Origin of the sequence: Pseudomonas rhizophila (assembly GCF_003033885.1) — a bacterium.
GTDB lineage: Bacteria > Pseudomonadota > Gammaproteobacteria > Pseudomonadales > Pseudomonadaceae > Aquipseudomonas > Aquipseudomonas rhizophila.
In genome coordinates this window covers 3,329,349-3,351,915 of sequence record NZ_CP024081.1, presented here as the reverse complement: position 1 = coordinate 3,351,915, position 22,567 = coordinate 3,329,349, and the positions used below count along the sequence as shown (strand labels likewise).

Here is a 22,567-nt window from a genome sequence, read left to right as displayed (position 1 = left end):
ATGAATAGCACGCTTATCCAGACAGACCGTTTCGCCCTGAGCGAAACCGAGCGCTCGGCCATCGAGCACGAGCTGCATCACTACGAAGACCCGCGCGCGGCGTCGATCGAAGCCCTGAAGATCGTTCAGAAGGAGCGTGGCTGGGTGCCTGACGGCGCGCTCTACGCCATCGGCGAGATCCTCGGCATCCCGGCCAGCGACGTCGAAGGTGTTGCCACCTTCTATAGCCAGATCTTCCGCCAGCCAGTGGGTCGCCACATCATTCGCGTCTGCGACAGCATGGTCTGCTACATCGGCGGCCACGAGTCCGTGGTCGGCGAGATCCAGAACAAGCTGGGCATCGGCCTGGGCCAGACCACCGCAGACGGGCGCTTCACCCTGCTGCCGGTGTGCTGCCTGGGCAACTGCGACAAGGCCCCGGCGCTGATGATCGACGACGACACCTTCGGTGACGTCCAGCCTGACGGCGTCGCCAAACTGCTGGAGGGCTACGTATGACCCTGACTTCCTTCGGGCCCGCCAACCGCATCCAGCGTTCGGCCGAAACCCATCCCCTGACCTGGCGTCTGCGTGACGACGGCGAAGCGGTGTGGCTGGACGAATACCAGGCCAAGAATGGCTACGCCGCCGCGCGCAAGGCATTCACCGACATGGCCCAGGACGACATCGTCCAGACCGTCAAAGACTCCGGCCTCAAGGGTCGCGGCGGTGCCGGCTTCCCCACTGGCGTGAAGTGGGGCCTGATGCCCAAGGACGAGTCCATCAACATCCGCTACCTGCTGTGCAACGCGGATGAAATGGAGCCCAACACCTGGAAAGACCGCATGCTGATGGAGCAACTGCCCCATCTGCTGATCGAAGGCATGCTGATCAGTGCCCGTGCGTTGAAAACCTACCGTGGCTACATCTTCCTGCGCGGCGAATACACCACCGCCGCCAAGCACCTGAACCGTGCCGTGGAAGAAGCCAAGGCCGCTGGCCTCTTGGGCAAGAACATCCTGGGTTCGGGCTTTGATTTCGAGCTGTTCGTCCACACCGGTGCCGGGCGCTACATCTGCGGTGAAGAAACCGCACTGATCAACTCCCTGGAAGGCCGCCGCGCCAACCCGCGCTCCAAGCCGCCCTTCCCTGCCGCCGTCGGCGTGTGGGGCAAGCCGACCTGCGTGAACAACGTCGAGACCCTGTGCAACGTGCCGGCGATCATTGCCGACGGCGTCGACTGGTACAAATCCCTGGCCCGCGACGGCAGCGAAGACATGGGCACCAAGCTCATGGGCTTCTCCGGCAAGGTCAAGAACCCTGGCCTGTGGGAACTGCCATTCGGCGTGACCGGCCGCGAGCTGTTCGAAGACTACGCCGGCGGCATGCGCGACGGTTACAAGCTCAAGTGCTGGCAGCCCGGCGGCGCCGGCACCGGCTTCCTGTTGCCGGAACACCTGGACGCACAAATGTACGCCGGCGGCATCGCCAAAGTCGGCACCCGTATGGGTACCGGTCTGGCCATGGCGGTGGACGACAGCGTCAACATGGTTTCCCTGCTGCGCAACATGGAAGAATTCTTCTCCCGTGAATCGTGCGGTTTCTGCACCCCTTGCCGCGATGGCCTGCCGTGGAGCGTCAAGCTGCTGCGCGCCATTGAAAACGGCGAAGGCCAGGCCGGCGACATCGAGACCCTGCTGGGTCTGGTGGGTTTCCTCGGCCCGGGCAAGACCTTCTGTGCTCATGCACCGGGTGCCGTGGAGCCGTTGGGCAGCGCGATCAAATACTTCCGCTCTGAATTCGAGGCCGGCATCGCGCCAACGCGCGCAGGCGATCTCAATCAGGTGGTCACGCCGACCATGGTCGGCGCGTAACGACGCTTTAAAAGGCGAAGGGTCCGTGCCCTTCGCCTTTCGTCCGATGACGCCTTTGAAAGGCTGTTTGGATTCGGACGAATAACAAGATTCCATTAGCCACGCCCGCTGACACCGGGCCAACGAAGAACTTTGAACCATGGCCACTATCCACGTAGACGGCAAAGAGCTCGAAGTCGATGGCGCAGACAACCTGTTACAGGCATGTCTGTCCCTGGGCCTCGACATCCCTTATTTCTGCTGGCACCCCGCCCTTGGCAGCGTAGGCGCCTGTCGCCAATGCGCGGTCAAGCAGTACACCGACGAAAACGACAAGCGTGGTCGGATCGTCATGTCCTGCATGACCCCCGCCACCGACGGCAGCTGGATCTCCATCGACGACGAAGAAGCGAAAGTGTTTCGCGCCAGCGTCGTCGAATGGCTGATGACCAACCACCCTCACGACTGCCCGGTCTGTGAGGAAGGCGGCCACTGCCACCTGCAAGACATGACGGTGATGACCGGCCACAACGAGCGCCGTTATCGCTTCACCAAGCGCACCCACCAGAACCAGCAACTGGGCCCGTTCATCTCCCACGAGATGAACCGCTGCATCGCCTGCTACCGCTGCGTGCGTTTCTACAAGGACTATGCCGGCGGCACCGACCTGGGCGTGTTCGGCGCCCACGACAACGTGTACTTCGGTCGCGTTGAAGACGGCACCCTGGAAAGCGAGTTCTCCGGCAACCTCACCGAGGTCTGCCCGACCGGTGTGTTCACCGACAAGACTCACTCCGAGCGCTACAACCGCAAGTGGGACATGCAGTTTTCGCCGAGCATCTGCCATGGCTGCTCCAGCGGTTGCAACATATCCCCGGGCGAACGCTACGGCGAACTGCGTCGCATCGAGAACCGCTTCAACGGTTCGGTGAACCAGTACTTCCTGTGCGACCGTGGCCGTTTCGGCTATGGCTACGTCAACCGCAAGGATCGTCCGCGCCAGCCATTGCTCGCCAACGGCGCCAAGCTGAGCCTGGACGAAGCGCTGGACAAGGCCGCCGAACTGCTGCGCGGGCGCAACATCGTCGGTATCGGTTCGCCACGGGCCAGCCTGGAAAGCAACTACGCCCTGCGTGAACTGGTCGGCGCCGAGCACTTCTACAGTGGCATCGAAGCCGGTGAGCTGGAACGCATCCGCCTGGTCCTGCAAGTGCTCAAGGACAGCCCGCTGCCCGTGCCGACGATGCGTGACATCGAAGACCACGATGCGGTGTTCGTCCTGGGTGAAGACCTGACCCAGACCGCCGCGCGCATGGCCCTGGCCCTGCGCCAGTCGGTCAAGGGCAAGGCTGAAGACATGGCCGACGCCATGCGCGTACAGCCATGGCTCGATGCCGCCGTGAAGAACATCGGCCAGCACGCGCTGAACCCGCTGTTCATTGCCAGCCTGGCTGAAACCAAGCTCGACGACGTCGCCGAAGAATGCGTCCACGCAGCACCGGATGACCTGGCGCGCATCGGTTTTGCCGTGGCCCACGCCCTGGACGCCAGTGCCCCGGCCGTCGAAGGTTTGGACAGTGAAGCGGCCGCGCTGGCCCAGCGTATCGCCGACGCCCTGCTCGCGGCCAAACGCCCACTGATCATCGCCGGCACCTCGTTGGGTTCCAAGGCACTGATCGAAGCCGCCGCCAACATCGCCAAGGCGCTGAAGCTGCGCGAGAAGAACGGTTCCATCAGCCTGATCGTGCCGGAAGCCAACAGCCTCGGCCTGGCCATGCTCGGTGGCGAGTCGCTGGACGCGGCCCTGCAAGCGGTGATCGACGGCAGCGCCGACGCCATCGTGGTGCTGGAAAACGACCTGTACACCCGCACCGACAAGGCCCGGGTGGACGCTGCCCTGAATGCCGCGAAAGTGCTGATCGTTGCCGACCACCAGAAAACCGCCACCACCGACCGCGCCCACCTGGTGCTGCCGGCGGCGAGCTTCGCTGAAGGCGACGGTACGCTGGTCAGCCAGGAAGGTCGCGCCCAGCGCTTCTTCCAGGTGTTCGACCCGACTTACCTGGACGCCAGCATCCTGGTCCATGAAGGCTGGCGCTGGCTGCATGCCCTGCGCGCCACCTTGCTGAACCAGCCGATCGACTGGACGCAACTGGACCATGTCACCGCCGCCGTCGCTTCGAGCAGCCCGCAACTGGCTCGCATCGTCGATGCCGCGCCATCGGCCGCGTTCCGCATCAAGGGCCTGAAGCTGGCCCGCGAACCGCTGCGCTACTCCGGTCGCACCGCGATGCGCGCCGACATCAGCGTCCACGAACCACGGACCTCCCAGGACAACGACACTGCGTTCTCGTTCTCCATGGAAGGTTACTCGGGCTCCGCCGAACCGCGCTCGCAAGTGCCGTTCGCCTGGTCGCCGGGCTGGAACTCGCCGCAAGCCTGGAACAAGTTCCAGGACGAAGTCGGCGGTCACCTGCGTGCCGGTGACCCGGGCACTCGCCTGATCGAAAGCCAGGGCGATGGCCTGAGCTGGTTCGCCAGCGTGCCGCGCGCCTTCAACCCGGCACCGGGCACCTGGCAGGTCGTACCGTTCCATCACCTGTTCGGCAGTGAAGAGAACTCTTCCAAAGCCGCTCCGGTCCAGGAACGCATCCCGGCCGCCTACGTGTCGCTGGCCAAGTCCGAAGCCGATCGCCTGGGCGTCAACGACGGTGCCCTGCTGAGCCTGAACGTCGCGGGCCAGACCTTGCGTCTGCCGCTGCGCATCAATGAAGAACTGGGCGCCGGCCTGGTGGCCCTGCCGGCTGGCCTGGCGGGTATTCCACCGGCGATATTCGGCAAAACCGTCGACGGTCTGCAGGAGGCAGCGCAATGAGCTGGTTTACCCCTGAAGTGATCGACGTGATCCTGACGGTTCTCAAGGCCATCGTGATTCTGCTGGCCGTGGTGGTCTGCGGTGCGCTGCTGAGTTTCGTCGAACGTCGCCTGCTGGGCTGGTGGCAGGACCGCTACGGTCCGAACCGCGTCGGCCCGTTCGGCATGTTCCAGATCGCCGCCGACATGATCAAGATGTTCTTCAAGGAAGACTGGACGCCGCCGTTTGCCGACAAGGTGATCTTCACCCTGGCACCGGTCGTGGCCATGAGCGCCTTGCTGATCGCCTTCGCGATCATCCCGATCACCCCGACCTGGGGCGTGGCGGACCTGAACATCGGCCTGCTGTTCTTCTTCGCCATGGCGGGTCTGTCGGTGTACGCGGTGCTGTTCGCCGGCTGGTCGAGCAACAACAAGTTCGCCCTGCTGGGCAGCCTGCGGGCCTCGGCCCAGACCGTGTCCTACGAAGTGTTCATGGGCCTGGCGCTCATGGGCGTGGTGGTCCAGGCCGGCTCGTTCAACATGCGCGACATCGTCGAGTACCAGGCCCAGAACCTGTGGTTCATCATTCCGCAGTTCTTCGGTTTCTGTACCTTCTTCGTGGCCGGCGTGGCCGTGACTCACCGTCACCCCTTCGACCAACCGGAAGCGGAACAGGAACTGGCCGACGGCTATCACATCGAATATGCCGGCATGAAATGGGGCATGTTTTTCGTCGGTGAATACATCGGCATCATCCTGATCTCGGCACTGCTGGTGACGTTGTTCTTCGGTGGCTGGCACGGTCCGTTCGGCATCCTGCCGCAACTGTCCTTCGTCTGGTTCGCCCTGAAGACCGCGTTCTTCATCATGCTGTTCGTCCTGCTGCGCGCCTCGATCCCGCGCCCGCGCTACGACCAGGTGATGGACTTCAGCTGGAAATTCTGCCTGCCGCTGACCCTGATCAATTTGCTGGTGACCGCTGCGATCGTGTTGATGAACACGCCTGCGGCCGCGGTTCAGTGAGGATTTGACCCATGTTCAAATATATTGGCGACATCGTTAAGGGTACCGGTACCCAACTGCGAAGCCTGGTCATGATCTTCGGCCATGGCTTTCGCAAGCGCGACACCCTGCAATACCCTGAAGAAGCGGTCTACCTGCCGCCGCGTTATCGCGGCCGCATCGTCCTGACCCGCGATCCCGACGGCGAAGAACGCTGCGTGGCCTGCAACCTGTGCGCCGTGGCGTGCCCGGTGGGCTGCATCTCGTTGCAGAAAGCCGAAACCGAAGACGGTCGCTGGTACCCGGACTTCTTCCGTATCAACTTCTCGCGCTGCATTTTCTGCGGCCTCTGCGAGGAAGCGTGCCCGACCACCGCGATCCAGCTCACGCCGGATTTCGAAATGGCCGAGTTCAAACGTCAGGACCTGGTGTACGAGAAAGAAGATCTGCTGATTTCCGGTCCCGGTAAAAACCCTGATTACAACTTCTATCGTGTTGCAGGTATGGCCATTGCCGGTAAGCCAAAAGGCGCCGCGCAAAATGAAGCCGAACCGATCAACGTGAAGAGCTTGCTGCCTTAAGGAAGAAAGATGGAATTCGCTTTCTATTTCGCATCGGGTATCGCGGTGGTCTCCACGCTTCGAGTGGTCACCAACACCAACCCTGTGCACGCCCTGCTCTACCTGATCATCTCGCTGATCGCCGTGGCCATGACCTTCTTCAGCCTCGGTGCGCCGTTTGCCGGTGCGCTGGAAGTGATCGCCTACGCCGGCGCCATCATGGTGCTGTTCGTGTTCGTGGTGATGATGCTGAACCTGGGCCCGGCCTCGGTGCAGCAAGAACGTTCCTGGCTCAAGCCGGGCATCTGGGCGGGGCCGGTGATTCTCGCCGCGCTGCTGCTGGGTGAACTGCTGTATGTACTGTTCGCTCACCAGAGCGGCCAGGCCATCGGCCACACCACCGTAGACGCCAAGGCCGTGGGCATCAGCCTGTTCGGTCCGTACCTGCTGGTGGTCGAACTCGCCTCGATGCTGCTGCTTGCCGCAGCCGTCACGGCGTTCCATTTGGGCCGTAACGAGGCGAAGGAGTAATCACATGCCTGCTATCCCTCTCGAGCATGGTCTGGCGGTTGCCGGCATCCTGTTCTGCCTCGGTCTGGTCGGCCTGATGGTCCGCCGCAACATTCTGTTCGTGCTGATGAGCCTGGAGGTCATGATGAATGCCTCCGCCCTGGCCTTCATCGTCGCGGGCGCTCGCTGGGCGCAGCCGGATGGACAAGTCATGTTCATCCTGGTGATCAGCCTGGCAGCCGCTGAGGCCAGTATCGGCCTGGCGATTCTGTTGCAGCTGTATCGCCGCTTCCACACTCTCGATATCGACGCTGCCAGCGAGATGCGCGGATGAACCTACTCTTTCTGACTTTCGTATTTCCCCTCATCGGTTTCCTGCTGCTGTCGTTCTCTCGTGGACGCTGGTCGGAAAACCTTTCGGCGCTGGTTGGCGTGGGGTCCATCGGCCTGTCTGCCATCGTCACGGCCTACGTGATCTGGCAGTTCAACGTCGCCCCGCCTGAAGGTGGCGCGTACGTGCAGGTGCTGTGGCAGTGGATGGCGGTGGAAGGCTTCACGCCGAACTTCGCCCTGTACCTGGATGGCCTGTCGGTGACCATGCTGGGCGTGGTGGTCGGCGTGGGTTTCCTGATCCACCTGTTCGCCTCCTGGTACATGCGCGGCGAAGCCGGTTACTCGCGCTTCTTCGCCTACACCAACCTGTTCATCGCCAGCATGCTGTTCCTGGTGCTCGGCGATAACCTGCTGTTCCTGTACTTCGGCTGGGAAGGCGTGGGCCTGTGCTCGTACCTGCTGATCGGTTTCTACTACAGCAACCGCAACAACGGTAACGCGGCGCTCAAGGCGTTCATCGTGACCCGGATCGGCGACGTGTTCATGGCCATCGGCCTGTTCATCCTGTTCCAGCAACTGGGCACCCTGAACATCCAGGAGCTGCTGGTACGTGCTCCGCAGCACTTCCAGGCCGGCGACTTCTGGATCGTCCTGGCGACCCTGATGCTGCTGGGCGGCGCTGTCGGTAAATCCGCGCAACTGCCGTTGCAGACCTGGCTGGCGGATGCGATGGCTGGCCCTACCCCGGTTTCGGCACTGATCCACGCCGCAACCATGGTGACCGCCGGTGTCTACCTGATCGCCCGTACCCACGGCCTGTTCGCCCTGGCGCCAGACATCCTGCACCTGGTCGGCATCGTCGGCGGCGTGACATTGGTGCTGGCCGGTTTCGCAGCCCTGGTCCAGACCGACATCAAGCGTATCCTCGCCTACTCGACCATGAGCCAGATCGGCTACATGTTCCTGGCCCTGGGCGTCGGCGCCTGGGAAGGCGCGATCTTCCACCTGATGACCCACGCCTTCTTCAAGGCGCTGCTGTTCCTTGCTTCCGGTGCGGTGATCGTTGCCTGCCACCACGAGCAGAACATCTTCAAGATGGGCGGCCTGTGGAAGAAACTGCCACTGGCCTACGCCAGCTTCATCGTCGGCGGCGCGGCCCTGGCGGCCCTGCCACTGGTCACCGCCGGTTTCTACTCCAAGGACGAGATCCTCTGGGAAGCGTTCGCCAGCGGTAACCAGGGTCTGCTCTATGCCGGCCTGGTGGGTGCGTTCATGACCTCGCTGTACACCTTCCGCCTGATCTTCATCGCGTTCCACGGTGAAGCCAAGACCGAAGCCCACGCTGGCCACGGCATTGCCCACTGGCTGCCACTGTCGGTGCTGATCGTGCTGTCGACCTTCGTCGGCGCAATGATCACGCCACCGCTGGCCGATGTCCTGCCGCAAAGCGTCGGCCATGCCGGCGGCGACGCCAAGCACAGCCTGGAAATCGCTTCGGGCGCCATTGCCCTGGCCGGTATCCTGCTGGCCGCCCTGCTGTTCCTGGGCAAGCGTCGCTTCGTCACGGCGATCGCCAACAGCGGCATCGGGCGATTCCTTTCGGCCTGGTGGTTCGCTGCCTGGGGCTTCGACTGGATCTACGACAAACTGTTCGTCAAGCCATACCTTGCGATCAGCCACATTCTGCGCAAAGACCCGCTCGACCAGACCATTGGCCTGATCCCGCGCATGGCCAAGGGCGGCCACACTGCCCTGAGCCGTACCGAGACCGGTCAACTGCGTTGGTATGCGGCTTCCATGGCGGCTGGCGCCGTGCTGGTTATCGGCGCCATCGTGCTGGTAGCGGTCTGATATGAACCTTGCGAACTTGCGAAAGGAAACGAGCCCGTCATGATTCTGCCCTGGCTAATCCTGATCCCCTTCATCGGCGGCCTGCTGTGCTGGATGGCGGAGCGTTCAAGCTCCACCCTCCCGCGCTGGATTGCGCTGCTGACCATGTCCCTGGAACTCGCACTCGGCCTCTGGCTCTGGGCGACCGGCGACTATTCATTTGCTCCGGCCCCTGGCGCCGATCCGACCTGGGCGCTTGAGTTCAAGCACATCTGGATCGAACGCTTCGGTATCAGCGTGCATCTGGCTCTCGACGGCCTGTCGCTGCTGATGATCCTGCTGACCGGCCTGCTGGGTATCCTCTCGGTCCTGTGCTCCTGGAAAGAGATCCAGCGTCACGTCGGTTTCTTCCACCTGAACCTGATGTGGATCTTGGGCGGTGTTGTCGGCGTGTTCCTGGCGCTGGACCTGTTCATGTTCTTCTTCTTCTGGGAAATGATGCTGGTGCCGATGTACTTCCTCATCGCGCTCTGGGGTCACAGTTCTTCGGACGGCAAGAAAACCCGGATCTACGCGGCGACCAAGTTCTTCATCTTCACCCAGGCTTCCGGCCTGATCATGCTGGTGGCGATCCTTGGCCTGGTGCTGGTCAACTTCAACAACACCGGCGTGATTACCTTCAACTACGCCGACCTGTTGAAAGTGCAGATGTCGCGCACCACCGAGTACGTGCTGATGCTGGGCTTCTTCATTGCCTTCGCGGTGAAGCTGCCGGTGGTGCCGTTCCACTCCTGGCTGCCGGACGCCCACGCCCAGGCGCCGACCGCAGGTTCCGTGGACCTGGCCGGTATCCTGCTCAAAACCGCCGCCTACGGCCTGCTGCGTTTCGCCCTGCCGCTGTTCCCCAATGCCTCGGCCGAGTTCGCGCCGATTGCCATGACCCTGGGTCTGATCGGGATTTTCTACGGTGCGTTCCTGGCGTTCGCCCAGACCGACATCAAGCGCCTGATCGCCTTCTCCAGTGTTTCGCACATGGGCTTTGTGCTGATCGGGATCTACTCCGGCAGCCAGTTGGCCCTGCAAGGCGCGGTGATCCAGATGCTGGCCCACGGCCTGTCGGCTGCGGCACTGTTTATCCTCAGCGGCCAGTTGTACGAGCGTCTGCACACTCGGGACATGCGTGAGATGGGCGGTATCTGGTCGCGCATCGCTTACCTGCCGGCCATCAGTCTGTTCTTCGCCGCGGCGTCCCTGGGCCTGCCGGGCACCGGTAACTTCGTCGGCGAGTTCCTGATCCTGATCGGCTCGTTCGTCAGCGCTCCGTGGATCACCGCCATCGCCACCTCTGGCCTGGTGTTCGGTTCGGTCTACTCGCTGATCATGATCCACCGCGCCTACTTCGGCCCGACCAAGTCGGATGAAGTGCTGCGCGGCATGGACGGTCGCGAACTGATCATGGTGCTCGGCCTTGCGGTGCTGCTGGTTTACCTCGGCGTCTACCCGCAACCGTTCCTCGACACCTCTGCCGCCACGATGCATGGCGTGCAGCAGTGGCTCGGCACCGCCTTCTCTCAACTCGCTTCGGCCCGGTAAGAGCGCTATGGAATTCACGATTCAACACTTTATCGCGCTTGCGCCGCTGTTGATCACCAGCGCCACGATCATCGTGGTGATGCTGGCGATCGCCTGGCGGCGCAATCACTCACAGACCTTCCTGCTGTCGGTGGCGGGGCTGAACCTGGCCCTGCTGTCGATTCTGCCGGCCCTGAAAGTCGCGCCGCTGGCGGTCACCCCGCTGTTGCAGATCGACAGCTTCGCCTGCCTGTACATGGCGCTGATCCTGGTCGCCACCCTCGCCTGCGTCACCCTCGCCCACGCCTACCTCGGCGATGGCGGTACGGGTTACCCGGGCAACCGTGAAGAACTGTACCTGCTGATCCTGATGGCCGCCGCCGGTGGCCTGGTCCTGGTCAGCGCGCAGCACCTGGCCAGCCTGTTCATCGGTCTGGAGCTGCTGTCGGTGCCGGTCTACGGTCTGGTGGCCTATGCCTTCTTCAACAAGCGCTCCCTGGAAGCGGGCATCAAGTACATGGTGCTGTCGGCCGCCGGTTCCGCGTTCCTGTTGTTCGGCATGGCCCTGCTCTACGCCGAAGCCGGCACCCTGAGCTTCGTCGGCATCGGTCAGGCCCTGGCGGCCACCGGCCTGCCTAGCCCGATCGCGCAACTGGGCCTGGGCATGATGCTGATCGGCCTGGCGTTCAAGCTGTCGCTGGTGCCTTTCCACCTCTGGACCCCGGACGTCTACGAAGGCGCCCCGGCACCGGTGGCGGCGTTCCTGGCCACCGCGTCGAAAGTCGCAGTGTTCGCGGTGATGGTGCGGTTGTTCCAGATCTCGCCAGTGGCCAGCAGCGGTGTGCTGAGCGACGTGCTGACCATCATTGCCATCGCGTCGATTCTGTTCGGTAACCTGCTGGCGCTGACCCAGAGCAACCTCAAGCGTCTGCTGGGTTACTCGTCCATCGCCCACTTCGGTTACCTGCTGATCGCGCTGATCGCCAGCAAGGGCCTGGCGGTGGAAGCCATCGGCGTGTACCTGGTCACCTACGTGATCACCAGCCTTGGCGCGTTCGGCGTGATCACCCTGATGTCCTCGCCGTACAACGGCCGTGACGCCGACGCACTGTACGAATACCGCGGCCTGTTCTGGCGCCGTCCGTACCTGACCGCCGTGCTGACCGTGATGATGCTGTCCCTGGCCGGCATCCCGCTGACCGCCGGCTTCATCGGCAAGTTCTACATCATCGCCACCGGCGTCGAGGCTCACCAATGGTGGCTGGTCGGCTCCCTGGTGCTGGGCAGTGCCATCGGCGTGTTCTACTACCTGCGCGTCATGGTCACCCTGTACCTGATGGAACCGAACCTGCGTCGCCACGATGCCGAGTTGCACTGGGAACAGAAGGCAGGCGGCGTGATGCTGCTGGCTATCGCCGTACTGGCGTTCTTCCTCGGTGTGTACCCGCAGCCGTTGCTGACCCTGGTTCAGCAGGCCGGCCTGACGGGTTGATCACCCGAACGCTGTAGCATCAAAAAATGCCCGTATCGCTTGATACGGGCATTAATGAGATGGTCACCCCCACACCTTGCGAGGGCTACGCTTTCGCAGGGTGTTTTGTTTTCGGAGGCCATCATTATGAGCGAGTCAGCGCTGATCGGGATCGATCTCGGTAAACACAGTTTCCACCTGCACGGCCAAGACAAATTGGGCCGAGAGGTGTTTCGCAAGAAGTTCTCGCGTCAACAGATGATGACGCTCTTCGGCAATCTGCCGGCCTGTACCGTGGTGGCTGCCATCCAGATGCTGGACCGTGACCTGCCCGTCCTCGCCCCAGGTGTAGCGGCTGTCCATCTGCGCAAACGAGGCCCAGTGCCGCACGCAGCGGGCTGCGCGGCCTGCCCCTTGCCACTCCCAGAAGAAACTCGCACCGCCGGCCAGTTGCCGTTGCAGGATGACGTGCTGGTCGTCGTAGTCGTAGCGTTCGCTTTCACCGGCGGCGTTGGTGGTCTCGATCAGCCGCCAGCGGGCGTCATAGCGGTAAGCCACCAGGGTCTGTTCGGTGCGCCAGGCGTCGTCCAGGGTCAGGGCCGGGTGGAAGCTCTGGTAGTCGATGGCGACCAGATGGCGCTGTTCGTAACGCAGGTGCAGGGACCGCCCGGCGCCGTTGTCCAGGCGACTGATGTCGCCATGGATGTTGCGCTTGATCGTCAGGCGGTTGTCGTACCGATCACTGAGGGCGGTCAGATGGCCGTCGCGAAAATGTAGGAACAGCGCACCTTCGCCGGACTGGGCGATGATCAGTTCGTCCGGTTCCACTCCGAGGTAAATCGCCGCGCGGGCCAGGCTGTTGTGGATCGCCGGGCGTTGCTCGGTGGGCAGCGGAAACGTCGTACGGCGGTTTTCCTGGTCGATCCAGATGACCTGCTCGCCCTCAAGCAACAGGCGATGCGCAAGGGCATGGCTCCAGCCGCGGCCCAGGCCGATGTCCAGGTCCACCGCGCTGGTGCGGTACAAGCGGGTGAAGACAAACGGCAGCCGGCCATCGAGGGTGCCGTCATCCAGGGTCAGCAGTTCTTCGCCGGTGACCATCGACACCGGGCAGCCGCTGGTCTGGGTCAGGGCCGCGGTGTCGGCGCTGTCACCGTTGGGGTTTTTCGATTGGCTGGGGGCGTCGTCGTGGGGTTCGTGTTCGCTCAGGCGTGTAGAAGGCTGGGATTTTTCCCGCGCCACGGCGGCCGGATTGCTCACGGACACTGGCGCAGATTTCTCGAGGGTAATGTGCAAAGGTCCGACAGGCGTCGGTTTTAAAGGCGCACGCTGACTGACCACCAATGGTTTGAGCACATCGGCATGTTGATCGAGCCGGTCGGGGGTGAGTTGGCCCAACCTCAGGCTCGACGCCAGCAACCACTCCCGGGCCCGCTCCGAGCGGACCCGGCCCAGCACCTTACCGCTCATGCGCAGACCCAGGCCCAGCCCCCCGGTCAAACGCATCAGCAGGAAGTTGATCAGCACCGAGGCGCGCATCTCGCCCACGACTTCAGCGACGTGCTGGGGCGGCAACATCCGTAGCCAACTGGCGAAGGCCGCCATATGCACGAAGAGCAACGGCTCGTCGCTCAACACCATCAACCCTTTGGCGATTGCCTCGGAGGACGCCTTCAGTAGCTGCTCAAGCTCGGCTTGAGTCAGGTACTCCAACAACTTCTCGCTGTTGGCCTGCAGGTCCGCCAGCAGTTCGAAGACCTGTTTGACGTCGTCCCACAACTGATGCAGGGCGTCTGTGAACCCGCGCCAATCAGCTTGCTGCAATGCGCTGTAGCGCTCGAGAAATCCGCTGTCGGAAAACTCTACCCATTGCGGTTGAAATTCATCCCACTCCGCTTGCAGCCAACCTTCCAGTTGAGCAATCACGTCACGGTAGGACGCGTACAGCGCCTTGACATGCTCGGCCGTCACATGGGGAAAAAAGGTGATGCGATAACGCTGGCCCCGCCAGCAGTCGGGGACTTCCAGAATGCCGCTGGGGCCGATCACGTGATGAACCGGTTCGCCGAAGGTTTCTTTCCCCGGCTCGCCCCCGGTGATCGGTTCCAGCATCACCGGTGTGTCGCCAATCGGCACGAAGCGCGCCGCCTGGAACATGTGCACCAGCATCAGCGGCCCCTCCGCCGGACAAGCGACCACCGTGGCGCTGACAGGTTGATCAAGGTCCTTCGGTGCCGCCAGGGACACTTCGTTGCCGACCTTGAACACCTGCTCGATATCCAGCGCCCAGCCGGTCCAGAAACTTTCAGCCCAGGCGTCGTAGTCGTTCAGGCAAGTGCGGAAGTCCGCCAGCACCGCTTCGATGTCCGGCTGCTCGGGGTCCATGGCCGCAATCACCAGCGAGCCGATGACGTTGTTCAAAGCCAGGAGTTTGTCGGGGGCGAACATGCGGGAATCTCGCGGTGCGGGGACGGACGCGAGACTTTGCCGAGGACGGCAGGGAAAATAAGTCAGAGGAGGAGACGGCAGGTGTAAGGCGATTCTTTAAATACAAAACCCAAATGAACGCGTCACGAAACTCGCACGCCCCATTCTTAAATCCGCAACATCCTGTCGCTAACATTCGCCCTACCTCCTGGCAGGAGGCACTTACAGTGCACGGAATCGGTCGGTATCGAACCAAAGGGCGCCAGAAGACTCTGAGCAATGCCCCGAGAAATCGAAGCGGCATCACGACAAGGAAAACACCGGAAGCCAAAAACTTCCTGGTGCCCAGGTTTGTCAGCCTGACTTGAGAGAGCCGAAGAATATTATTCAATGATGAACCCACTGAATTTCGCCAAACGCTTCAAGCGCCGACCGTGGCTGATGTTGCCTACGCTGCTTGTCGCTTGTGGCCTGGCGCTGTTGCTGGAGTCGAGCGTCAGTCGCGCCCAACCGGCCGACGGTATCCAGACCTTGGTGTTCCTGCGCCACGCCGAGAAACCCGCCGGCGGCCTGGGCCAGCTCAATTGCCAGGGGCTGAATCGCGCCATCGACCTGGCCACCCTGCTACCGGAGAAATTCGGCAAGGCCGACTATGTGTTCGCGGCCAACCCTACCCGCAACGTCGAAGAGGGCGAGCTGGACAATTCCTACAGCTACATCCGCCCACTGATGACCATAAGCCCCAGTGCCATCAAGCTCGGGCTGCCGGTGAACATCGAGTATTCAGCCAATGACACCAGCGACCTGGCTGACGAACTGCTGCACGACAAGTACCACAACTCGACCATCTACACCGCTTGGTCGCACGGCTACCTGCCGGAGCTGATCAACCAGGTCGCCAGCGACGCGATGGGCAAGAAGCAGACGATTACCGATGATTGGGAATCGGGGGATTTCGATTCGCTGTACGTGCTGACCCTGACGTGGCACAACGGCAAGGCCAGTCTCACCAGCCAGAACTACAAGCAAGGCCTGGACAACGGGCAGGAAACTTGTCCGACATAGGCTGCGGACATTACTTTCGACAATACTTTCTCAATCACCGCCACTGATCCCCACCGTTATCGCGAGCAGGCTCGCTCCCACAGGGGATTGGCGGTGGGCAGCGATCACCCTTTGCGAGCCGCTCGCTCACGCAGATACTCCAGCACCGCCACCTGCTCACCCGCAAACTCGATCCGCCCGCCCTTCTTCTCGCGCTGGAACACGTACATCGGGTCGTAATACTCACGCAACAGGCCTTCGATCCAGCCGCGATGCAAGTCGACGGCGCCGCTGGTCGCCTGCTCGGCCAGGGCCGCTTCCATGATTTGGAGCAAACGTCGATGGCGGTCGCCACCCAGGCGCTTATGGATGTTATTGAGGCTTGCCAGCAACCGCTCGCAAAACAGCGAGAATCCTTCATCGCCATGGACTGCGACAAATTCGCCGCACAGGTTGATGACGTAATCGCGCAGGATCCGCTCGACCCGCCGCTCCAGGCTGTCCTCAAGCCAGACCATCGGAACCTGTTGCATGCGCTGGTACAAAGACAGCGGCAAGGCGCAACTGCCGACCATGCGGCTTTCATCTTCCAGCACGAACTGTTCGATACCAGCGGCACGTTTTTTCAGCACATCCACGGCCAGCAGGTTCTCGAAATCGATATTGGAAGGCTGCCCGGTGGCGCGCTTGCCGAAGCTCGAACCGCGATGGTTGGCGTAACCTTCCAGATCCAGGCTGTTGCCCAGTTGAGTCAGCACTTCTGTCTTGCCGGTGCCGGTCATGCCGCCCAGCAACACCAAGTCGCATTGGGCAACCGCCTGCTCGACGGTGTCGAGCAGGAATGTACGCATGGCCTTGTAGCCGCCGCCGACCCTGGGATAGTCGATGCCCGCCTCGTCCTTGAGCCACTGCTGGACGATCTGTGAGCGCAAGCCTCCCCTGAAGCAATACAACACACCATCAGGATGGGCCGTTGCGAACTCGGCCCAGGCCTGGATGCGTTGCGCCTTGGTGTCGCCGGACACCAATTGATGCCCCAGGACAATGGCCGCCTGTTGGCCCTGCTGCTTGTAGCAAGTACCGACCCGTTGCCGTTCGATGTCGGTCATCAACGGCAGATTGACCACGCCGGGGAATGCGCCCTTGAGAAATTCGACGGGGGCACGGGTGTCCATCATCGGTCGGTCATTGAGAAAAATGTCGCGGTAATCGGTGATGTCATGGGTCATCAAGACACCTCGACCGCGTAGGTCTGTCGCTCGACCAGTTCACCGATCGGCTCCAGTGCAAACCCCAGTTCAGCGGCGACCGCCAGAAACGCTTCGTTGCCCTCGGGCGTGACGGCGATCAGCAGTCCGCCGCTGGTCTGCGGGTCGCACAGCACTCGCTTGTGCAGTTCCTGCACGCGCCCAACCTTGCTGGCGTAGCTGTCGTAGTTGCGCAACGTACCGCCCGGCACGCAGCCTTGGTCGAGGTAATACTCGACGCCCGGCAGACGCGGCACCGCGTCGTAGCGGATACGCGCCGTCAACTGGCTGCCATCGGCCATTTCCACCAAATGCCCGAGCAGGCCGAAACCGGTGACGTCGGTCATCGCCGCCACGCCGTCGAGCTTGCCGAAGCGGCTGCCCGGCTTGTTGAGGGTGCACATCCAGTCGCGGGCCAGGCCAACATCGGCGGCGCGCAGCTTGCCTTTCTTTTCCGCGGTGGTGAGGATGCCGATGCCCAAGGGCTTGGTCAGGTACAGGCGGCAACCGGCGGTGGCGGTGTCGTTGCGCTTCATATGACGCTTTTGCACCAGGCCCGTGACCGCCAGGCCGAAAATCGGCTCGGGCGCGTCGATCGAATGGCCGCCCGCCAGGGGAATGCCTGCTTCGTCACATACCGAACGACCGCCGCGAATCACTTCGCGAGCGATTTCCGGGGCCAGTACATTGACCGGCCAGCCGAGAATCGCAATCGCCATCAACGGATCACCGCCCATGGCGTAGATGTCGCTGATGGCATTGGTGGCGGCGATGCGACCGAAATCAAAAGGATCGTCGACAATCGGCATGAAGAAATCGGTGGTAGAGACCACCCCGCGCTCTTCGTCGATGGCATAAACCGCGGCGTCGTCCCGGGAGGCATTGCCAACCCACAACTTGGGGTCAAGGTTCTGCGCACCGCTGCCGGCCAGGATCACTTCCAGCACCTGTGGCGAAATCTTGCAGCCGCAACCGGCGCCGTGGCTGTACTGGGTCAGGCGAATCGGCTCGCTCATGGGCATACCTCTCGTAAGTCAAGGTGGGCGATTCTAGCAGCAACGCCGCCGGTTCAGTGCCGGCGCGAACCCATTGAATTTTCCCCCACCAGAGGAATCACTAGAAGACCAGCCGAGCATTCATCCCAGGAGACCGCCGATGTCCCTCGCCCCCGCTGCCGACGACAGCACCGACCTCAAGTATGGCCTCGACACGCTGTTTGGTCGCCAGACCCAAAGCATCGATTGCCGCTACGATGTCCAACGCTTGGATGACGGTGAACCGGTGTGGTTCGCCCTGCACGTTCAGCCACCGCTGCCGGATGATCTGGAAAAAGCCCAGATCGTGGTCTTCAGCACCGAAGGCCGGCACATTGGCGGTATTGTCCGGCTTGCCAAGCGTCTGGACGATGGCAGTCTGCGACTGGAAGTCGAGCCCGACTGAGGTTCTCAGGCCTGCCGTGCACTGCTGCGATACATGAATACCAGCGCCAGTGCCAGGCAGGCCATCGCCAGCACCCGACTCCCGGACAACTCAATAGCGGGGTTGCCCAACCAGCCGAAATTGTCGATCAGCATGCCCATGGCCAACTGCCCGAGGATCACCGCCACGGTCGCCACGGCGGTGCCGACCCTTGGCACCGCGCCGACCATGACCATCATGTACACCACACCAAACAAGGCACCGCCAAGTTGCCATTTCGGCACGTCCAGCAGGCTGACGGCGTGAGCGGGTTCAAAAAACACGATCAGTAACCCGGTGACCACCGTGCCCACCACGAATGTCAGCAGACTGCTGCGCAGCACACCGACCGTCTGGCCCAGGCGACCGTTGATGGCCGCCTGCACGCTCAACACCGCACCGGCCCCAACGACCAGCAGCAATAGCAAAAACAGATTCATATTCAACCTCGGGCAATCAGGACAAGGGCTACGACGATCAGCGCCAAGGCGAGCCAGCGCTCGCCGTTGACCCGCTTGCGGGTTGCACCGAACCAGCCGAAGTGGTCGATCAGCACGCTTTTACCCACTTGCCCGGAAAGGATTGCGACCATGGTCATGGCAATGCCGATGTGGGGCGTGGCAAGCGTCAGCACGACCACGTAGATCGGCCCCAGGAAACCGCCGATCAATTGCCAGCGCGGCAACTCATTCAAGGCGGGGCCTTGTTGCGGACCACTGAGCAGCAACAGCAGAAACAGAATCGCCGAACCGACGCCGAATATGCTCAGGGTTGCCCAGAGATGCCCCACTTGAACCCCCAGCGGCCCCAGCAGACCGGCCTCTACCGACAGGCCCATGCCAGCCAGGATCACCAGGGGCAGCAACAGCCAGCGCAAAAGCGCTCGTGGTTTGGAGGCAGCCGCCGGGGCGGCGGCGTTGAGTGAAGACGCTTGCATGATCAGAACCTCTGAGAAGAACAATGAGCGGGATTATCGGCTGGCGCAGCTGTGCGATAAATGGGAGCATCCAGACAACACTTTTGCGCAACTCGCACAGCGGAGCAGTCCATGCACGGTCTCAATGAACTCGGCTTCAAGGCCCTGCGGTTGTTTGTCGCCGTGCTCGACCACGGCAGCTTCTCGGAGGTGGCCCGGCGCGAAGGCCTGGCGCCGTCGTCGATTTCCCGGCAGATCCAGTTGATGGAACAGGCCCTCAACCAGCAGTTGTTGTATCGACACACCCGCGCTGTTTCGCCCACTGAAGCCGGCCGCCTGCTGGGTCATCATGCACGCCTGTTGCTGGTGCAACTCGAAGAAGCCGAACAGGCGCTGCAGGAACAACACAGTGAGCCGGCTGGACTGGTGCGGATCAATGCCCCGGTGGTGTTCGGCCAGCGCCATCTGACGCCGTGGCTGGGGTCATTGTGTGAGCGCTACCCGAAGCTGCAACTGGACATCCAGCAAACCGACAGCTACGTCGACCCGCTGCAGGAAGGCGCGGACCTGCTGTTTCGCATCGGCCCGCTGCACGATTCAGGCATGCAGGCGCGAATCCTCGCCCCGCACCGCTTTCAGATCGCCGCCAGCCCCGCGTACCTGGCGCGTTGCGGCACACCGCTCAAACCCCAGGATCTGGCGAACCATCAGTGTCTGGCCTACAAGGGCGTGGCCGGCCAGCAACGCTGGTTTTTCCGCCGTCCGGGTCAGGCCTGGACACCCTACAGCGTCAAAGGGCCGATCACCGGCAACCATGCCGACACCCTGACCCAGGCGGCCGAACAAGGCCTGGGGCTGGTGATGTTTCCGTCGTGGCTGATCGGCGAAGCCGTGCGCAACGGCACCCTGGTGCCGGTGTTGCGCGACTACGAAGCCTCCAACAGCCTAGAGCCCCAGCAGATCGCCATTCTCTGGCCGGGCAGCCGACGTCTGTCGGTGAAAGTGCGTACCGTGATCGACTTTTTTCTACAGTGTTTTGGCGAAGTACCTTACTGGGATCGCTGAAACTGCGAGGTCGGTGCTAACGTGTCGACCCGTCGCCTGACAAGGATAACCCCGTGCTGCTCCTCAAATTATTGGTGATTCCCGCTTTCCTGCTGCTGATTTCCCTGGCGGGCCGGCGTTGGGGACCGAGCGTGGCCGGTTGGCTGTCGGGGTTGCCGGTGGTGGTGGGTCCGATTCTGTTGTTCCTGGCCCTGGAACAGGGCGAGGCGTTTGCCGCTCAGTCGGCGACAGCGGCGCTGTCGGCCATGTTTGCAATGATTGCATTCTGTGTGGTGTACGCCCGGGTCGCCCAGCATCGTGACTGGCCTTGGGCGCTGGGTATCGCGTTGGGCGTCTGGGCGCTGGTGGCGATGGTGCTGTCCTGGTTGCCGGCCTCGCTGCCGCTGTCGAGCGTGATCGCCATTGTGGCATTGCTGGCCGCGCCCTATCTGTTCCCGACAGTTCGACCGGTGATGAGCGGCCCGGCTCCCAAATCCGACAAGCTGCTGCTACGCATGGTCGCCGGCGCGCTGTTGACCCTGGCGGTGACGCTGCTGGCCAGCACCGTGGGTGAACGCTGGAGCGGGCTACTGGCGGTGTTCCCGGTGCTGGGCAGCGTCATGGCAGTGTTCTCCCAGCAAACCCGGGGCGCGGCCTTCACCGCCGCGTTGCTGCGGGCCACGGCCACTGGCATGTATTGCTTCACCGCGTTCTGCCTGACCCTGGCCCTCACCCTGCCGCTGCTCGGCATGCCGGCCTTTGTCGTGAGTGTCGCGGTGTCGGTGGTCATGCTGCTGGTGACCCGCCGCCTGCTGGTGCGCGCCTCTGCCCCACGGGCCAATGATGTGGCGCACTCGTGACCGGCGCTGGAGCCGGTTGGACGCCCATGGGATGATCGCGCTCAAGCACACCCCTCTGTGGAGCGTTTCAATGTCATTGGTAAGTAAACAAGCCGCTGCCCTGATGCTGACGGTCATCGCCAGTCTGGTGGTGGTGCCTGCTTATGCCGCCCAGCCCAAAACCGGCGGCGCAGCACAGGTACAAAAGGTTTCCCTGCTGGGAAGCAAGTTCAACTTCACCCTGCCCAAGGGCTTCACTGCGACACCGCTTCCGGCCGGCGATGCCGCTCAGGGCACGGCGGGGGCGAAGGGGACGATGTACAGCAATGCCACCAGCAAAACCGTGGTGATCACGGCTGAAAACACCATCATCGATGGCTCGAATGTGAAAGACGACGACAGCACATTCCTCGATGCCACCATGGCCGACTTCGCCGTCCAGAAAATCAAGGCCCTGCCGGATGCCAAGATCCTGAGCGAGAAAAGCCTGACCCAAAAAGGTACCGGCCTGGGTCTGCGCCAGCTCGATACCAAGGCGACCCAAGGCGGTGGGCCGACCCTCGATACCACGTTGCTGGGCGCCTCAGGCATGCGCATGGCAGTGGTACAGATCATTTCCCGGGCCAGCGACAAGGCCGGGCATGAGGCGCTGGTGAAGCAGATCGTCGCTGGTCAGTGACTTGATGGACCGGGTGGTTTTCATCGCGAGCAGGCTCGCTCCCACAGAGATTCTGGGGCGACATGAATCTTGATATCCAATCTGCTATTCATCGCGAGCAATCTTTGCCCCCACAGGACTGGAGGCAATCCCGTTTCTGGGAGCAACTCGGGAAAAAGGTGGGAGCGAGCCGGCTCGCGATGACGGCGGCACACTCAACACCTCTGTCACTGAATCAGGGATTAAGCCGCTCCAGCCAGGCGCGCAGATCCCGCACCTGCATGGCACTGACGCTGTGGCCAACGCCCGGATAGGCATGGAATTCGGGCTCCAGGGCCAGGGTCTTGAGGAAGCTGTCCGCCTCGGTGCCGTCGTGGTATGGGATCACCGAGTCCGCCGTACCATGACCGATAAATACCGCCAGCGTCCGGCGCGACTCGTCGGGTGTCAGTTCGGCCCGCAGTACCGACAGCACCCGCCCGCCCAGCGCGGCAATGCCACCGACGGCCTCGGGATGGCGCAGGGCGACCTCGTAACTCATCATCGCGCCCTGGCTGAAACCGACCAGGTATACGTTGCTCGCATCGGTCGGGTACTTGACCCGGGCCTTCTCGATGAAATCCAACAGCATCTGGCCGCTGGCCTTCAGGTCCGCGGTATCACCGTCGTAGGCGCCCTCGCCCTTCTTGGCAAACCATTGATACTGGCCCCGCTCCACGGTCTTGGGCGCTCGTACCGATAGGTAGTTGTAGTCACTGGGCAACTCATCCTTGAGGTCGAACAGGTCTTGCTCACTGCCGCCGGAGCCATGCAGGAAGATCACCAGCGGCCGGTTTCTGGCCTGCTCATCGGCATGGGCCAGGTAATTGAGGGGCAAATCGGTGTGCAGCGCAGGCTGAGCCTGCAAACCGCAAGACACTACCAACAGCAACAGGGCGAGCGCTTTGAACATCAGTCTTCCTCCATCA

Annotated in this window: 20 protein-coding genes and 2 pseudogenes; 16 read left to right on the top strand and 6 right to left on the bottom strand. The window is 62.5% G+C overall.

Annotated elements, in window-relative coordinates; all coding sequences use genetic code 11:
- The 11 genes and pseudogenes from nuoE to CRX69_RS15585 form a co-directional block, all read left to right on the top strand.
- Entirely contained in the window at window positions 1-498 is a 498-nt protein-coding gene (gene nuoE, locus CRX69_RS15635) for an NADH-quinone oxidoreductase subunit NuoE (RefSeq protein WP_003203372.1), read from the top strand.
- Window positions 495-1,853 carry an NADH-quinone oxidoreductase subunit NuoF gene (gene nuoF, locus CRX69_RS15630; protein WP_076385483.1) on the top strand — a complete coding sequence of 453 codons (1,359 nt, stop codon included), beginning with the start codon at window positions 495-497 and terminating at the stop codon, window positions 1,851-1,853. The genes nuoE and nuoF overlap by 4 nt, the downstream gene beginning before the upstream one ends.
- Before the next feature lie 139 nt (window positions 1,854-1,992).
- Complete coding sequence (gene nuoG / locus CRX69_RS15625) at window positions 1,993-4,707, top strand: NADH-quinone oxidoreductase subunit NuoG (RefSeq protein ID WP_047227736.1); 2,715 nt, start codon at window positions 1,993-1,995, stop codon at window positions 4,705-4,707.
- A complete protein-coding gene (gene nuoH / locus CRX69_RS15620; RefSeq protein ID WP_047227737.1) occupies window positions 4,704-5,711 on the top strand; it encodes an NADH-quinone oxidoreductase subunit NuoH in 1,008 nt (335 codons plus the stop codon). Before nuoG ends, nuoH begins: the two co-directional genes overlap by 4 nt.
- An 11-nt stretch (window positions 5,712-5,722) precedes the next feature.
- Entirely contained in the window at window positions 5,723-6,271 is a 549-nt protein-coding gene (gene nuoI / locus CRX69_RS15615) for an NADH-quinone oxidoreductase subunit NuoI (RefSeq protein WP_047227738.1), read from the top strand.
- Between the two features lie 9 nt (window positions 6,272-6,280).
- Window positions 6,281-6,781, top strand: coding sequence for an NADH-quinone oxidoreductase subunit J (nuoJ, locus tag CRX69_RS15610; protein WP_047227739.1), 501 nt, complete (start codon window positions 6,281-6,283; stop codon window positions 6,779-6,781).
- A gap of 4 nt (window positions 6,782-6,785) precedes the next feature.
- Window positions 6,786-7,094 carry an NADH-quinone oxidoreductase subunit NuoK gene (nuoK, locus tag CRX69_RS15605; protein WP_044463936.1) on the top strand — a complete coding sequence of 103 codons (309 nt, stop codon included), beginning with the start codon at window positions 6,786-6,788 and terminating at the stop codon, window positions 7,092-7,094.
- A complete protein-coding gene (nuoL, locus tag CRX69_RS15600) occupies window positions 7,091-8,944 on the top strand; it encodes an NADH-quinone oxidoreductase subunit L (protein ID WP_107322295.1) in 1,854 nt (617 codons plus the stop codon). Before nuoK ends, nuoL begins: the two co-directional genes overlap by 4 nt.
- 39 nt (window positions 8,945-8,983) lie before the next feature.
- Window positions 8,984-10,516: an NADH-quinone oxidoreductase subunit M gene (nuoM, locus tag CRX69_RS15595; RefSeq protein WP_047227741.1), complete on the top strand. Its 1,533-nt coding sequence runs from the start codon at window positions 8,984-8,986 to the stop codon at window positions 10,514-10,516.
- Window positions 10,517-10,523: 7 nt separating this feature from the next.
- A complete protein-coding gene (gene nuoN / locus CRX69_RS15590; RefSeq protein WP_047227742.1) occupies window positions 10,524-11,987 on the top strand; it encodes an NADH-quinone oxidoreductase subunit NuoN in 1,464 nt (487 codons plus the stop codon).
- 126 nt (window positions 11,988-12,113) lie between these two features.
- Window positions 12,114-12,266 (top strand): annotated as a pseudogene (locus CRX69_RS15585) (IS110 family transposase); the annotation flags it as partial.
- Here the strand turns inward: CRX69_RS15585 and CRX69_RS15580 are convergent.
- Window positions 12,267-14,414 (bottom strand): annotated as a pseudogene (locus tag CRX69_RS15580) (DUF6531 domain-containing protein); the annotation flags it as partial.
- A gap of 369 nt (window positions 14,415-14,783) precedes the next feature.
- On the opposite strand from CRX69_RS15580, the gene CRX69_RS15575 reads away from it, so the two are divergent.
- Window positions 14,784-15,458 carry a hypothetical protein gene (locus CRX69_RS15575; protein WP_047228439.1) on the top strand — a complete coding sequence of 225 codons (675 nt, stop codon included), beginning with the start codon at window positions 14,784-14,786 and terminating at the stop codon, window positions 15,456-15,458.
- A gap of 104 nt (window positions 15,459-15,562) precedes the next feature.
- Here the strand turns inward: CRX69_RS15575 and mnmH are convergent, their stop codons facing one another.
- Complete coding sequence (mnmH, locus tag CRX69_RS15570) at window positions 15,563-16,666, bottom strand: tRNA 2-selenouridine(34) synthase MnmH (protein ID WP_076383992.1); 1,104 nt, start codon at window positions 16,664-16,666, stop codon at window positions 15,563-15,565.
- Window positions 16,666-17,700 (bottom strand): selenide, water dikinase SelD, encoded by a 1,035-nt coding sequence (selD, locus tag CRX69_RS15565; RefSeq protein ID WP_047228441.1) that lies wholly within the window; start codon window positions 17,698-17,700, stop codon window positions 16,666-16,668. The genes mnmH and selD overlap by 1 nt, the downstream gene beginning before the upstream one ends.
- Before the next feature lie 139 nt (window positions 17,701-17,839).
- Here selD and CRX69_RS15560 point away from each other — a divergent pair, with 139 nt between their 5' ends.
- Entirely contained in the window at window positions 17,840-18,124 is a 285-nt protein-coding gene (locus CRX69_RS15560; RefSeq protein WP_107322294.1) for a hypothetical protein, read from the top strand.
- Window positions 18,125-18,129: 5 nt separating this feature from the next.
- On the opposite strand, the gene CRX69_RS15555 is transcribed toward CRX69_RS15560, so the two are convergent.
- Entirely contained in the window at window positions 18,130-18,582 is a 453-nt protein-coding gene (locus tag CRX69_RS15555) for a DMT family transporter (RefSeq protein ID WP_047228443.1), read from the bottom strand.
- Between the two features lie 2 nt (window positions 18,583-18,584).
- Window positions 18,585-19,079, bottom strand: a complete 495-nt coding sequence (locus tag CRX69_RS15550; RefSeq protein ID WP_047228444.1) for a DMT family transporter — start codon at window positions 19,077-19,079, stop codon at window positions 18,585-18,587.
- A gap of 111 nt (window positions 19,080-19,190) precedes the next feature.
- Between CRX69_RS15550 and CRX69_RS15545 the strand changes: the two genes are divergently transcribed.
- The 3 genes from CRX69_RS15545 (at window position 19,191) to CRX69_RS15535 (ending at window position 21,620) form a co-directional block, all read left to right on the top strand.
- Window positions 19,191-20,123, top strand: a complete 933-nt coding sequence (locus tag CRX69_RS15545) for a LysR family transcriptional regulator (protein WP_047228445.1) — start codon at window positions 19,191-19,193, stop codon at window positions 20,121-20,123.
- Window positions 20,124-20,176: 53 nt separating this feature from the next.
- A complete protein-coding gene (locus CRX69_RS15540; RefSeq protein WP_047228446.1) occupies window positions 20,177-20,962 on the top strand; it encodes a hypothetical protein in 786 nt (261 codons plus the stop codon).
- 70 nt (window positions 20,963-21,032) lie between these two features.
- Window positions 21,033-21,620: a DcrB/PsbP domain-containing protein gene (locus tag CRX69_RS15535; protein WP_107322293.1), complete on the top strand. Its 588-nt coding sequence runs from the start codon at window positions 21,033-21,035 to the stop codon at window positions 21,618-21,620.
- A gap of 214 nt (window positions 21,621-21,834) precedes the next feature.
- Here the strand turns inward: CRX69_RS15535 and CRX69_RS15530 are convergent, their stop codons facing one another.
- Window positions 21,835-22,551 carry an alpha/beta hydrolase gene (locus CRX69_RS15530; RefSeq protein ID WP_107322292.1) on the bottom strand — a complete coding sequence of 239 codons (717 nt, stop codon included), beginning with the start codon at window positions 22,549-22,551 and terminating at the stop codon, window positions 21,835-21,837.
- Between the last annotated feature and the right edge of the window lie 16 nt (window positions 22,552-22,567).

Bases quoted from the DNA above. Each gene is read 5' to 3' on its own strand.
- nuoN (WP_047227742.1), top strand. From the start codon at position 10,524: ATGGAATTCACGATTCAACACTTTATCGCGCTTGCGCCGCTGTTGATC.
- nuoF (WP_076385483.1), top strand. From the start codon at position 495: ATGACCCTGACTTCCTTCGGGCCCGCCAACCGCATCCAGCGTTCGGCC.
- CRX69_RS15545 (WP_047228445.1), top strand. From the start codon at position 19,191: ATGCACGGTCTCAATGAACTCGGCTTCAAGGCCCTGCGGTTGTTTGTC.
- nuoJ (WP_047227739.1), top strand. From the start codon at position 6,281: ATGGAATTCGCTTTCTATTTCGCATCGGGTATCGCGGTGGTCTCCACG.
- selD (WP_047228441.1), bottom strand. From the start codon at position 17,700: ATGAGCGAGCCGATTCGCCTGACCCAGTACAGCCACGGCGCCGGTTGC.
- nuoH (WP_047227737.1), top strand. From the start codon at position 4,704: ATGAGCTGGTTTACCCCTGAAGTGATCGACGTGATCCTGACGGTTCTC.
- CRX69_RS15530 (WP_107322292.1), bottom strand. From the start codon at position 22,551: ATGTTCAAAGCGCTCGCCCTGTTGCTGTTGGTAGTGTCTTGCGGTTTG.
- nuoG (WP_047227736.1), top strand. From the start codon at position 1,993: ATGGCCACTATCCACGTAGACGGCAAAGAGCTCGAAGTCGATGGCGCA.
- CRX69_RS15550 (WP_047228444.1), bottom strand. From the start codon at position 19,079: ATGCAAGCGTCTTCACTCAACGCCGCCGCCCCGGCGGCTGCCTCCAAA.
- mnmH (WP_076383992.1), bottom strand. From the start codon at position 16,666: ATGACCCATGACATCACCGATTACCGCGACATTTTTCTCAATGACCGA.
- nuoK (WP_044463936.1), top strand. From the start codon at position 6,786: ATGCCTGCTATCCCTCTCGAGCATGGTCTGGCGGTTGCCGGCATCCTG.
- nuoI (WP_047227738.1), top strand. From the start codon at position 5,723: ATGTTCAAATATATTGGCGACATCGTTAAGGGTACCGGTACCCAACTG.
- nuoE (WP_003203372.1), top strand. From the start codon at position 1: ATGAATAGCACGCTTATCCAGACAGACCGTTTCGCCCTGAGCGAAACC.
- nuoL (WP_107322295.1), top strand. From the start codon at position 7,091: ATGAACCTACTCTTTCTGACTTTCGTATTTCCCCTCATCGGTTTCCTG.
- CRX69_RS15535 (WP_107322293.1), top strand. From the start codon at position 21,033: ATGTCATTGGTAAGTAAACAAGCCGCTGCCCTGATGCTGACGGTCATC.
- CRX69_RS15555 (WP_047228443.1), bottom strand. From the start codon at position 18,582: ATGAATCTGTTTTTGCTATTGCTGCTGGTCGTTGGGGCCGGTGCGGTG.
- nuoM (WP_047227741.1), top strand. From the start codon at position 8,984: ATGATTCTGCCCTGGCTAATCCTGATCCCCTTCATCGGCGGCCTGCTG.
- CRX69_RS15575 (WP_047228439.1), top strand. From the start codon at position 14,784: ATGATGAACCCACTGAATTTCGCCAAACGCTTCAAGCGCCGACCGTGG.
- CRX69_RS15560 (WP_107322294.1), top strand. From the start codon at position 17,840: ATGTCCCTCGCCCCCGCTGCCGACGACAGCACCGACCTCAAGTATGGC.